Genomic DNA, 12,649 nt, shown 5'->3' with positions numbered 1-12,649 from the left:
TTATTGATAATTAAATCCAGAGAAAATTAAAGCAGTGGGTTTTAAAGACGGAAAACTAGTCGTTTCATCCACTTCTAGAAGGACCTCCTCCCATACTTGGGTAAAAATTACTTTTTTGACTTGATCAAGTTTGTGGGGAATGTATTCCTTTTGGACGGTATCGAGTTTATCTAGCTTTTTAAGATCAAATGCAGTAACGAGATATTTTCCAGTATGCTGAATATGAATACTTATTCCTTCCGTCTTTGAGTAAAGTAATGCCTCTACGCAAAAGGGATTAACCGATGCCAAAATCTTTTCTTTGGGCAAAGCCTCTTCAAAAAGCATTTCAGGTTTATCCGAATTAGACCACCAGTAATAGCCTGTAAACTTATAATCAGGTATTTGGCTGATATCTTTGATTTTATCTATGATATATTTCTCCATGTGAGATCAGTTTTTTGGGAAGATTTGTTCATTATTTTTATACAAACAGCCTGTGAAAATACCATGACCTTTGGTAGTCATGCCTCCAAGCGGGAGTAGTCCCTTGCATATATCTTCTAGAGTATTTTCAAATGCTTGCTTATAAATTTGATCAACATCAGACTCCAAGAAGAGATTGATTTCCAGTTCATCATCTGTTAAATAACTTACCTTCTCCGAAAATAAAGCTCCTTCTAATGCACCTCCAGTAAATCGATCAATGGCCACATGATTAAATATTTTGTCATTCTTTACCTGATCTTGATTTAGAAACACATCGTTGATATAGACTTTACCAGCGGTTGGTTCTTTTTCACCTTTACCAGCCTTTCCAAAAAGTGCTGTTACTGCCTCATTTTCAATTCCAACACTTGCATTGTCTGAACCTGCCCATCGATTCATTTCTTTGTTATAGTAAAATGCCACTCGGTGTGAGATTGCACCTTTGATTGATGAGCCGGGTACAAGCGTTTGTTTTTGGAATTGAATACCCTCAGAGGTATATACAACCACCTCCTCTTCAACTGGGGTATTATCCACATCTTCATCTCCATTTCCCGAGCCGAAAAGAAAGAAAGGGTCAGGTTTTAGTTTGAGTAGATAATTTGTTTTTGAAAAGGTCTCTTCTTCTATTTTACTTTCCTCTATGCTTGTCTGCGTCCAATCAATTTCATTGAAAGAAGGCGAAAGGCTTAAATATTGATTCATTTGAGATCGTAAATCAAACTTCAGCTTTTGAGATTTTAGGACTTTCAAACTTCCATATCCATTTCTGCTTCCTGCACCAATTCTGAAATCAGGACTTGAAATACTTTCTAATATCCTTTTCCAGTCATTTTCTAATTCCCCGGAAAAATCTGTTAGTTCCAATTCAAAAACGAAACGGGTTCCTTTAAAAATTACCTCATTATCAAATAGCCCATTTTTTTCAGCTACACCTTTTTCAGTGATGCGTACATGTTGCCGTACAGGCAGATTATCAAATTGAATTCTAAGTTTTTCCCACTTATCATTTAATAAAAGACCTTCTGAAACTTGGCTTTCATCTAGCATCATTAAAGCGGGGCTAATTTTAATGAGGGATCCTGTTCCTGTATCTCCTCCTTTTGAATCTCCAAAGAGATTTGAAACAGTTTCGGAATTAACAGTTTTAGAAAAGGAATGCCTTAATACTCCTGCCAAGGAAGTTCCAGGAATCATTGGGAATCCATTGGCATCTTTTTGTACCAGAGCATCTTTTAAAAGTGTGGATTGACCAGAGCCGATGAAAAGGGGAGTTTCGGCCTCTATCATAAATCTCGCGATATATTTTATGATTGTTTTTCCCATGACATTAGTTTTTATTTTCCTTAGCCATTTCAGCCGCAAACTTGGCTACGAATACCTTTATATCAACCTTAGATTGATTTTGACTTTTGCTTTCGATAGCTGAAATAATGTCTTTCAGATTCTTTAATCTTTGTTCACTATTTTTGCCCCAACATTTTTCATAGGCAACGCCATGTTTTAGGTAAGCCTCCTTTCCTTCATAGAGTAACGATTTCATTTCATCAACATCTCTTGCTCTGGATGCAATCAATCGAATATTCCCCCATTGACTCGGAGAAACATCATTTAGTTTGCTAAACCGATTTGGTACTTCCTTGTACACATAATCAGTTACCAATTCTGAAGTAAGCAACTCCATTGCTTTTTGATCTTTTTGCTTTTTGAGAAATTGAGATAAAGGACTGTTTAGGTTCCCCTTTTGATACACCGGTTCTGCTATTTTATCTAGGTGAATTTCAAATGGAGATTCTTTTTCATTACCGTTTGATTTGAGAAAAATCGGATTGTAGATCACTTTACCCAATCCTTCTGCTTGATAATGACCAATAAAATTTACACTAGATGAAGGATATCCTCCTTTTACATAGAATACTGACCCTTTGGCTATGCAGTGACGTTGGGTAGAAGTGGTTTTGCGTTGACCGTTCCAGGGTGCATAACTGTAAGTTCTGATCTGTGATTTAGACCAATCTACGATTCCTCCATCTAGTCCCAAATCCTCAGTTGTTGGCTGAAAAGTGGGCTGTCCTGACTGGTCAAAAAAGCATAAATTACTTTCTGCATAAACCAACGTGAATTCATCCGATTGGAAAGTAGGAAGTGGTTCAATGTGTTCGATTTTTTCTATTTGTACTTGTCCATATTCAGCTGTTTTGGATTTACCTAATCGCTGGTTACCTTTTAAAGCTGCTGCAACTTTATCTAAAAGTGATTTATTTTCTGATGAAATGGAAAAAATAAAAACTGTTCCTGCAGGTATAGCTTCAAAACCAAACATATTTCCTGTTTTAGAAGTGCGTTTTTCTCTGTCATATGCTGATTTTAAAGAAAATCGCTTTTCCACCTCTTTAACCAGCGTTCCTTTTGCTGAGATATAGCCCGACCTAGATTGTTGAAGTTGTCGCTTCGTGCCTGTATCGTCTTTGGGAAAGTTCTTGCTAGTAATTAAATGATGGAGGTAGATTGGATCATTTTCCAATTTTGATTTTAACTTATCCTGAAAGAATGAAAATGGTACAGCATAAGTAATTTCTCCTGTGTTTGTTGCAACCCGACCATCTCCAAATTTCACTTCTCCTGAGTGAAATAATTTATAAGCGGTTTCATCTCCCTCAGCTTTATATAATTTGTTGGCAGCAATTCCTAAAAAATTACTTCCTGGTATATAATCCAAAGTGGTCATATTGCCTTCAGTCGCCAATTTACTGTTCAATACGACATTAGAGAGCAGCGTACATTTAAAGTAGTAAGTTGTCATAGCATTTATTATAGTTTGATTGAACATCTCCCCAAACCTCTGTTTCTGTTTGCACCTAATGACCTAATATACTTGGCGAGTTGATTGAGAATTTCTTTATCTGAATCCTTGGTTCCTTGGATATAGGCTTCCAGTTCCAATGGAATACATACTTCTGTGGTCCGAAGAGAGGTATTTTTTGCCACACCTGTAGCGGAATCAATGGCTGTAAATGCGATGGTTCTGAAAAGAAATTCGGCATGATCAGATCCTATAGCTTTTTTCTCTGCTTCAGGCAGAGTGGCATTAGAAAAGAACAATGAACCTGGACTTGTCACCCCAGTCTCTTCGTTAAATTCGCCAAATAATGCTTTTTGAGTATCCTTAGAAAAACCTTCAATTTCAAGGAGCAGAAAATCTTGGAACGCATCGACAAATAGGCCTTTTAAAGTTTTTCCAGGAATGTAAGGAAATCCATCTGCATCCTTGATCACTATTGAATCTGCCTCTGCACCCGCAGAAAGACCAGAGCCGGCATGCCAGTCTGTATAAAAATTGATGGTGTATTTAATTTTCTCTTGCTCCATAGTTAAATCCATGTAATGTGATTAAATCAAGTAATTGAGATTTGATAGGATGTTCACTTTTCCCAATAGATTGTAATTGATCCAAGTCTCCTTCAAGTTCTAAGTCTCCAAAAAAGTCTTTATTGACTGTTTTCATTCTATTTAAATTGAATTCTGCGACTGAAAAGTCTTTAAACGTATCAGAAACTATTCTTCTGAGTTTGCTTATTGCTTTGGTGGTGTCTTGAGATTTATCTACTTGTTCTCTAAGAAATTCTAAGCGAGAATTTAGCTTGTCTAAATCTTTGAAAAGATATGGACCGTAATAGTAATCAAGGATTTTATCTCCATGCTTAGCCAAAAGTGTCCGTTCTTTTAAAATGGAAAGTTTTTCAGTGAAGGACTCCTGAACTTTATAAAAAGCTAAAGCCGATTGAGGGATACCATTTTCTCGTTTTTCAACTTTAGGATCATTTTTGACAAGGTTTTTAGCATCCTTGCATAAAGCTTCTGAAAGATTAAGTGCATAATGAAGCGGGTAGGACTCTTTTACATAAGCTATTCCAGCACAGGCTGTAATCCCTTCTTTGAAATCATTAATTCCAAATTCATCCAAAACACAAAACTCTTTTTTAGTACTATTTTCAAACTCCCGAAGAAATGCTTCAGTGAACGTAAGTGCTAGATCGGCTCTTATTATAAATGTGATGTCATCTCCCCCAAAAATTATGGGTCGAATCGGATACTTTCCTTCTGAGGTAAAAGCTTCTGATTTGGAGAATACTTTCCAAAACGCAGCTTGAGTTGCATTTTTGGTTGCACTATCGAGGGCAATGGAAAATTTTCTGAATGCTATTTTACTTTTTTCAAAATCAGCATTTCCGAGTTTTTCTCCCATCACTCGAAGAATATTCCCTAAGCCATTTCCATCTGCATGCACCACAGCTATCCAGGAGTTTTTGTGTCCTTTACAGATATCTTCAATTTCTAAAGTGATTTCTTTTGGTTTTTCAGAAAGTCCCGAGAATTTGTTGAATAATTTTGTGTGCCTTTGTTCTCTATCAACCACCTCATCCTTGATAGCCGTACTTTCACAAAATGAAACAAGCTTCCCTTTTTTTTCTTTTAGTTTTACTGCAACTCCTCCGGTTCTCCTTGCTCTTTCTAAGCCCATAAAACCTATTTCCATTGGGTTAGAGAGTTTATTTCTTTCTGTTTTTAGCTTCTCTTCCAATTTATCGATATGGGCCGACAATGGGATTTGATCATCAATTTTAACAACTGCCTGACTAACAGTAACTCCAGGTGCCTTCTGCAAAACATGTTTGGGGAATTCTCTTACTAACCTTTGGCATGTTTTTTCATCTGAAATGAATTTGATATTTCCAGCGGCACTGAGAATTATGTTTTCATCTGATTCATCTGAATTTATAAAATCATAAAATTCTGTAGTACAAATCTCTTCTACCAATTCACTCCCACCTACAATTTCTTTGAGCTTATTGGTCTGAAAAATAAAACTTTGGATGCCTTGAATACTGGCGCCATATAGGTATTTACTCATGTTTTTAAAATTTTATTAATGTTCCATATCCTACACTTACGCTTTTGCCAAGTCCTATATCAGGAGGCAAGAGCACGTTAGATTTAAATTCTAGATCAAATGACACAAGGTTTTGCCCTTTCCTTCGCTTCATTTTTTGAATTGGCAGGTTTGTTATAACAACCTCTATTTTTTCCTGAATCATCCAGTTAATTCCTTTTGCAAAGGACAGTATGTTGCCTATCAGAATCCTTTCTAAAAATTCAATCTTTTCTGCTACACCCACTAATTTTGAATATTCTTGAATGTTTTTTTCATTGAAAGGCAACCAGTTTTTTAACTTATAATAGTGCATAACCCCATTTACCCTGAGGTCAAAACGATTGATTTTGACATGCTCAACGAAAAGTGGGCGTTTTTCTTCACCAATTCTTATTTCCCCAAGGTTTTTGGAAAATAGGTGGTGGATTTCCTCAGTTCCGTTTTGTACACAAACAATTTCCGCTTTCTGTCGACGGGATTGATATTGGATCAGAGGATACCTGTAGTGATATCTGTGACTATCCAAATGGTTATGGAATATCAGATGATCTTTACCTACTAATTTAACAATAGCCCCTCTAAAGGCAGGTATTTCACTGTCTTTCAACGGTGTATTGAATGAAATCTTGACTACTCGAATGACAGGCATTGAAAAAGAAGTTAGAACTAGGTCTTCTGTGTAAAAATTTCTTCTTCTATAATAGGGATTTTTATGTATTTATAAAATGTGTTTTCTATTGAAAATTAAATTTTTTTTAAAAATTAGGTGATTGTTATTCTTCTATTCTCAAAGTTTAAATTTGTGAATCACCGATTTAGAATTACAAAGAATTTAGATTGGCCGACTAAAACCATTCTATCCAATTTTATTTTTCCGTACTGTCTTTTCCTATTTCATTTAAATTGTCTGACCAAAAAGGCATGGGTTGTTCATCGCTCCAGAGACCCATCGGGATATATTCCCCTTTCGACCTAGCCTTTTTTCGAATGTCCATATGAAAGGATAGGGTGTAAATGGTATCGGTGCTGGAGTAGTATTTTTGATTTAAGCAAAATTCCTCGGTTTCATTTGGTGTTAAAGCGAAATATTTCTGAAGCAACTCTAGATGTCTGGGTTTAAACCATTCCCAAAGTTGGGCAAATTTATCAAAGATGCCTCCCTTCAAAAAAGCTCTATGCTCTCTGAAAAAGTATTCCTCCTCATTTTTCCAAATCCAGATTAAATAGGATTGATCATAATTAATGAGAAGTTCTTCAATCTGTATGATTTTTTGAATTAAAACCTTTTCGGAAAAGTCATTTTCCTTAAATATTTCCTCCAAAAAAGATGGCAGGGTGAGACGCTCTATAAACCTGATTAGATTTTGAAGTGAATTGTATCGCATTGAAAAAAAATACCAAGAATAATAACCTCTTTTTGGATACCTTTCAAAAAAATCATAAGTGGATTGGTGTCTGAAAAGCCAAGATCGCAATTCAGATTCTGTGATTTCAGGTAAATAAGAACCCAGCTCTTTCATTGCTTCTTTTTGTTTTTCCATATGGATAATCAACTCAGGGCTTTTTTGGAAATCCACCTTCTCATCATCGTAAAAACAAAACGATATATCATTTGCATACCAATCCATAGGTTTAAAGCAATTGAATGAATAACAGCTAAAAATATCTTTGATTTGATGGTCGTTTCGGTCGGCCGTCATTTCTGTGATAAACCGTAGATCCAAATACAACCGTGTTTTGTTCCCCACAAATCGGTAGGCTGTGCGAACCGATTCTGGATTACATTCAAAATTACAGCAACTCCCAGGCTGTGAAATTAAAAAGGTGTCTCCCTCTTCTTTAAAGGAATTAAATGCTTCATTTAGTCGCTTTAGGAATATCTCTTTGGGTACATCAGAATAGGGGATTGAGGAGTCTAAAAGAAGATCCAAGCGCTCAATATCCATGGTTGAGATAGCTAGAATAACCTGATTGAAATAGCGGTTCATAAGTAAAAAATTATTTTAGAGGATTATAAAAATCGGATATTTTAGGATATGAAAGACAAATGCCTTCATTTGGAAAAAAATAATTGGCAGGTATTGTCAAACTTTCAGAATCATAGGTTTTGCCTTGTAGTTTATTGGTTTCAAATTGGCTTAAATTGAGATAGATGATAGACCTAGTAACCCTCAAAATCATCCAGCTTAATCGAAAAGAGATACAGGAAGCTCTTCTTGAAAAAGAGAGATTGGTGAAGAAAGCTCTATTATACTTTGGAATATTTGTAGGGTTCATTTTAATCATGCTTCTGTTTCAGAAGTCCTATCAGGATTCTTCAATTACTGAGACAGAGTTTAAAACTGCGAAGGCCTTTTTGAAATTTGGAGGGATATTTTTTTGGGCAGGAATTTTTTCATTGTATCGAATAATTAAGCTTAATAGTGAAATTAAGTCTATGAAAAAATACTACAAGGAATCAATCAAGGGAGCTAGTCATTTGTGCAATTAAAATTCGGAATTATAGGTCCGAATTTCCGTAAAATGACGAAAAATCAAAAAGATTTTCTTTTAGTTGAAAAAGATATTTTATTGGTAATCAATTAATTAGGGGGTTGTGGCTGCAGCTCGACCGTTTTTGATGGTCTTCCGATCTAAAAAAGCTGCAGCCGTTAAAAATCTTCATTTAAACGAAACTGGGATGGATTTAAAACAAAAAAAGAGGTCAAATTGACCTCTTTTTTGATTTGGCTCCCCCTCTTGGGCTCGAACCAAGGACCCCATGATTAACAGTCATGTGCTCTAACCAGCTGAGCTAAGGAGGAGTGTTTCGTACCGCTTTCCGATAACGTGATGCAAATGTAGAAGGCTATCTGATTTTTTCCAAATGCACTTTCAAAAAAAATCTTGAAGAAATTTTCCTTTTCTTCCTTTTGACTTCGCTATCAACAACTTACTTTTTTATACTTCGGTTCCTTCCTTGGATTTTTTTAGCATTCCATTATAAATACTCGTTACTCCGAGCACCATCAAACCGGCAATTACTGCCAAAAGAACATTGAAATAGGGCGGGGCAGATAGAGTCAAACGCAAAAATATCGTTGCCAAAGCAAAGGAGGAATATCGAAATAAGTTGAGGTATTTGGTGGTGTAGCGGAGTGAAAACAGCAAGATAAATACATCCGCAAAAATCAAAAGGGTGTAAAACAGCTCCAGACTGTAATTAAAATGATTGGTCTGATAGGCGGTAAAGAGATCATAAACTCCCAAGAGGAAAAAAGTTAAAGTCAGATAAATGGAAATAAGCTTCTTGATATTGGAAAAGCCGCTTTGTTCCTCATAATTCCCGGTAATTTGAATATGTCGTTGAGCTCGGTAAAATAGCCCCGTGATCAAAAAGAGCAAAATAGCTCCGAAAGCATCGGACACAATGGGTGCTAATTCCCATAGAAAGTCCATTCCCCAATTTAATTCGCCCAAATAATGTCCAAACTCCTTGAAGGCATCCCGTAATAGCAGTAAGGATATGATTTCAAATTGCTTGCCCACAGAATCGGCCACAGAATGCGGAATCAAAAAGATCAGGCCTAGGATTTCAAAAATCAGGAGTACGTTGAATGCCAATTCGATAGCGAAAAAGGAAGAAACATGTTGGAGAGGGTTCGAAATCCCCAAATAATTCAGGAGTCCAATCAGTAGTCCAGCCACAAAGAAGATAACAACCAAGTTACTGATCATTTTACTGACGCGGGGACTTTCCCAATGTTCGTCCAGAATATCGAAAATCCGGATTTGCTTCTTGAAGAATTCTTTGATCAAAGTGCAGGTTTTGAGTAAAACAATCTCCAACTAAGGAAATTAAATTCCCTTATTCGGAGACCAAAGTCACCAAGAATTCTCCTTCGATCAAGATTGATCTTTTGCACTAAACTTTCTAGTCATGGTTTTGATGAATTGAATCTTACGGAATCGCAGGGCCGACCAGTCTTCATTGATTGCGATTTGTCGGACGGCTTCCATGTCATTTTCTCCCAAAACTTTCCAGCCTTTATCCCGATTGATGCTTGCTTTGTAGCGTTTTGAACTGCCTTTTGGGTAGGCAAACCAAAGAATTTCATCTCCGTTGAGGAATTCTTTCATTTCTTCAAATTGAGCTCGGATCGATTCTTCATCTTGAACAAATCCAAGTAAAAAATCAGCTTTTTCAATAGCGTCGGCAATGAATCCTTCTTTAGTCCAGTCCTCTACAATAGCTGAAAGTTCATTCGGTAAATTCCAGATTTTGATTTTCTGTCCTTCCTTATAATTCAGTTTTTTCAAAAGTGGATCCATCTTTTCCATTTAAATCATTATCGACCCTAGTCTGTTGATATCCAACACCTCAAATTTATACTGATTGCTTTATTCCAATTAAATTACTTTGATTTCGGGGAATTCCACATCCATATCTTTAATTTTAAGCATGCGATATTCTTTCCTTATCATTTTATTCCTAATTCTGGCTTGTCCACTTATTGCACAAGAAACGGGCAATCAAAAATCTCCTTTCAAAGAAGGCGAAAAGGTAACTACGATTCGCAATCCTCTCTTGGAGGAGGTAAGTGGAATGGCTTTTTCCCGAAAGCATCCAAATTTGATTTATATGCACACCGACAGTGGAGGAGAAGCAGCAGTGTATTTATTGGATTCGATGGGGAATGAACTGGGAAAATTGGAATTGGAAGGTTTGGAAAATCGAGATTGGGAGGATATTGCTGTTGGGCCTGGCCCAGATGGAAAAAGTTATGTTTTTGTAGGGGAAATTGGAGATAATGCAGGAGTGCACAGGGAAATTGGGGTCTATCGTTTTCCTGAACCTGAAAAAATTGAATCAGCCACTATCGCCGTCGAATTGGCTAGATTGGAATATCCCAAAGGTGCCAGGGATGCTGAGACCCTAATGGTGGATCCTTGGGATGGAACAGTCTACATTCTTTCCAAAAGGGATTCCAAAAATTCGCTTTACAGTTTTGAACAAGATGCCTTCGAAAGTCCAGATAAAACGGAATTAACCTCTCATTTCAACCTTCCTTTTACCATGTCTACCGCGGGTGATATTTCGGCTGATGGAACTCAAATTCTAATCAAAAATTATGAGTCGGTATTTTATTGGAAGCGGGAAAAAGGTCAATCCCTTTTGGAAGTTTTGAAGAAAGACCCTGTCGTTTTACCCTATGTGCCTGAACCACAAGGTGAGGCCATAGGTTTTGGGCAAACTGGAAAAACTTATTATACGATTTCAGAGAAGCGTTTTTCGATTGATCCTGTGTTGTACTGTTACCCCGCTCAAAAATAATATGCAGACTGCATCCACCATATTGATGGTTCGTCCGGCCAACTTCGGTTTTAATGTTGATACTGCTGCCAATAATATATACCAACAGCAGGATGAGCGGCCTTCTCAAGTCATTCGATTTTTAGCGAGGCAGGAATTTGATGGATTTGTAGCTCTTCTTCGGGATCAGGGTGTGGAAGTTATAGTAGTAGAGGATACCGAAGAGCCAGTAAAAACTGATGCGATTTTTCCGAACAATTGGTTTTCAACCCATCCTGATGGTCGTTTGATTCTTTATCCCATGTTTTCTCCCAACAGGCGTTTGGAGCGCCGAAAGGATATCATTGAGCAGTTGATGAGTCTTGGGTTTAAGGTGAATGAAATCGTGGATTTGAGTTTTTTTGAGCAAGATGGACAGTATTTGGAGGGGACAGGAAGTATGGTTATGGACCATGATGCCAAGGTGATCTATGCATGCTATTCTGAGCGCACACATGCCGTTCCTTTGGATTATTTATCCAAAATTTTGGGCTATCAAGTGATTTCATTTGAAGCAGCTCAGGAAGTAGATGGGCAATTAATTCCAATCTATCACACCAATGTGATGATGCATGTGGGGACGGAATTTGCAGTGGTTTGTCTAGAAAGTATTGTTAGAGCTTTGGATCGACAAAAGGTTCAGGAAAGTTTGACTAAATCAGGAAAAAAAGTAATTCCGATTACAGCAAAGCAGAAATTCCACTTTGCCGGAAATATGTTGGAAGTGAGAAATGATGGAGGGGAGAAATTCACAGTTATGTCTCAAGCTGCCTACGATTCCCTCAATGCCGGCCAAATCCAAATGATTGAAAAGTATACAACTATTATCAGTCCTCAGATTCCAACTATTGAAAAGCTAGGTGGTGGTTCAGCTAGGTGTATGATGGCTGAGATTTTTTTACCAAGAGCCTAAACCCTTGTCAATCCTTGCCCACGTGAGTGTTTTCACTCACGTGTTTCAGCCAAAAGAGTATAAGATTGAGTTGTGAATGGAGACACTCACAACGGCAGTGCAGCCTACTGCCCACTGAAACCCATTGCCCACGTGAGTGTCTTCACTCACGTGTACCTTTTTGGCTTAAATTATTAATTTTACTCACATAGGCGGGGAATGGGTGAGTTTTTGAAATCCCTTAATTCATCATTAATTTTTAAGGTAAAAACGAACGTCTGATGGAATTAAATAGGGTTTATTTTTTTACAGCGACTATAAAAAACTGGTATCCTCTTCTCGAAAGAGAAGGTTTTATGAAAATCTTGATCGATAGTTTACGCTATTTGGCAACAAAAAATCAATTAAATTTTTATGGGTTTGTTTTTATGCCAAACCATATCCATTTAATAATTGAAAATATCGATTTAAATGGCAAAGAGATGCCACATGCGAGTTTTTTGAAATTTACTTCTCATAAATTTCTTTTAGCCTTGAGAGCTAATCAATCAGAAATCTTAAATCATTTCAAAGTAGATGAAGCAAACAAATCTCATTCATTTTGGCAAAGAGATTCTTTAGCTATTGAATTATTTACTCCTTCAGTAGCATATCAAAAGCTTTCATATATTCATAATAATCCTTGTAGAGGAAAATGGATGTTGGTTGAAGATCCAATTTTATATCCCTATTCTTCCTTTGAGTTTTATGAATATGGAAATGATAGATTCGGATTTTTAACGCATATTGGGGAAAGGCTTTAAGAATAATGAGTTGTGAGTGAAGACACTCACAACTGCGAATCGTGGCTCTGCTAGATGCATGATGGCTGAGATTTTTTTGCCAAGAGCCTAAACCCTTGTCAATCCTTGCCCACGTGAGTGTCTTCACTCACGTTTTTCCAAAAGAGTATTAGATTGAGTTGTGAGTGGAGACACTCACAACGGCAGTGCAGCCAACTGTTTACTGCTCACTGCCTACTGCC

12 protein-coding genes and 1 tRNA gene are annotated in these 12,649 nt (G+C 36.9%); 3 read left to right on the top strand and 10 right to left on the bottom strand.

The features are described from left to right. From E4S40_RS10625 to E4S40_RS10580, 10 genes are all read right to left on the bottom strand, one after another. Positions 1-426 (bottom strand): TIGR04423 family type III CRISPR-associated protein, encoded by a 426-nt coding sequence (locus tag E4S40_RS10625; protein WP_135073822.1) that lies wholly within the window; start codon positions 424-426, stop codon positions 1-3. 6 nt (positions 427-432) lie between these two features. Beyond that, complete coding sequence (locus tag E4S40_RS10620; RefSeq protein WP_135073820.1) at positions 433-1,794, bottom strand: RAMP superfamily CRISPR-associated protein; 1,362 nt, start codon at positions 1,792-1,794, stop codon at positions 433-435. Positions 1,795-1,798: 4 nt separating this feature from the next. Then, on the bottom strand, positions 1,799-3,298 hold the full coding sequence (locus tag E4S40_RS10615) for a hypothetical protein (protein ID WP_135073818.1): 1,500 nt from the start codon (positions 3,296-3,298) through the stop codon (positions 1,799-1,801). Next, positions 3,280-3,837 carry an RAMP superfamily CRISPR-associated protein gene (locus E4S40_RS10610; RefSeq protein WP_161971794.1) on the bottom strand — a complete coding sequence of 186 codons (558 nt, stop codon included), beginning with the start codon at positions 3,835-3,837 and terminating at the stop codon, positions 3,280-3,282. Before E4S40_RS10610 ends, E4S40_RS10615 begins: the two co-directional genes overlap by 19 nt. Beyond that, positions 3,818-5,380 (bottom strand): Cas10/Cmr2 second palm domain-containing protein, encoded by a 1,563-nt coding sequence (locus E4S40_RS10605; RefSeq protein ID WP_135073814.1) that lies wholly within the window; start codon positions 5,378-5,380, stop codon positions 3,818-3,820. The genes E4S40_RS10610 and E4S40_RS10605 overlap by 20 nt, the downstream gene beginning before the upstream one ends. A 4-nt stretch (positions 5,381-5,384) precedes the next feature. Further along, the gene (locus E4S40_RS10600; RefSeq protein ID WP_135073812.1) at positions 5,385-6,050 is read right to left on the bottom strand and encodes a CRISPR-associated endonuclease Cas6; all 666 of its coding nucleotides are present in this window, start codon (positions 6,048-6,050) and stop codon (positions 5,385-5,387) included. 217 nt (positions 6,051-6,267) lie between these two features. Then, positions 6,268-7,389, bottom strand: coding sequence for an SET domain-containing protein (locus E4S40_RS10595; RefSeq protein WP_135073810.1), 1,122 nt, complete (start codon positions 7,387-7,389; stop codon positions 6,268-6,270). A gap of 739 nt (positions 7,390-8,128) precedes the next feature. Then, positions 8,129-8,205: transfer RNA gene (locus E4S40_RS10590), tRNA-Asn, on the bottom strand. Positions 8,206-8,341: 136 nt separating this feature from the next. Continuing rightward, complete coding sequence (locus E4S40_RS10585) at positions 8,342-9,199, bottom strand: hypothetical protein (protein ID WP_135073809.1); 858 nt, start codon at positions 9,197-9,199, stop codon at positions 8,342-8,344. Positions 9,200-9,286: 87 nt separating this feature from the next. Continuing rightward, positions 9,287-9,712, bottom strand: a complete 426-nt coding sequence (locus E4S40_RS10580; RefSeq protein ID WP_135074471.1) for a hypothetical protein — start codon at positions 9,710-9,712, stop codon at positions 9,287-9,289. Positions 9,713-9,842: 130 nt separating this feature from the next. Between E4S40_RS10580 and E4S40_RS10575 the strand changes: the two genes are divergently transcribed. The 3 genes from E4S40_RS10575 to E4S40_RS10565 all read left to right on the top strand — a co-directional run bounded on the left by E4S40_RS10575 (position 9,843) and on the right by E4S40_RS10565 (position 12,428). Beyond that, positions 9,843-10,715, top strand: coding sequence for a hypothetical protein (locus E4S40_RS10575; RefSeq protein WP_135073807.1), 873 nt, complete (start codon positions 9,843-9,845; stop codon positions 10,713-10,715). Position 10,716: 1 nt separating this feature from the next. Next, entirely contained in the window at positions 10,717-11,646 is a 930-nt protein-coding gene (ctlX, locus tag E4S40_RS10570; RefSeq protein ID WP_237563174.1) for a citrulline utilization hydrolase CtlX, read from the top strand. Between the two features lie 260 nt (positions 11,647-11,906). Next, the gene (locus E4S40_RS10565) at positions 11,907-12,428 is read left to right on the top strand and encodes a transposase (protein ID WP_135073805.1); all 522 of its coding nucleotides are present in this window, start codon (positions 11,907-11,909) and stop codon (positions 12,426-12,428) included. The last annotated feature ends 221 nt before the right edge of the window (positions 12,429-12,649 follow it).

Source organism: Algoriphagus kandeliae (genome assembly GCF_004571135.1).
Classification (GTDB): Bacteria; Bacteroidota; Bacteroidia; order Cytophagales; family Cyclobacteriaceae; genus Algoriphagus; species Algoriphagus kandeliae.
This window is presented reverse-complemented; position numbering and strand designations above follow the sequence as displayed.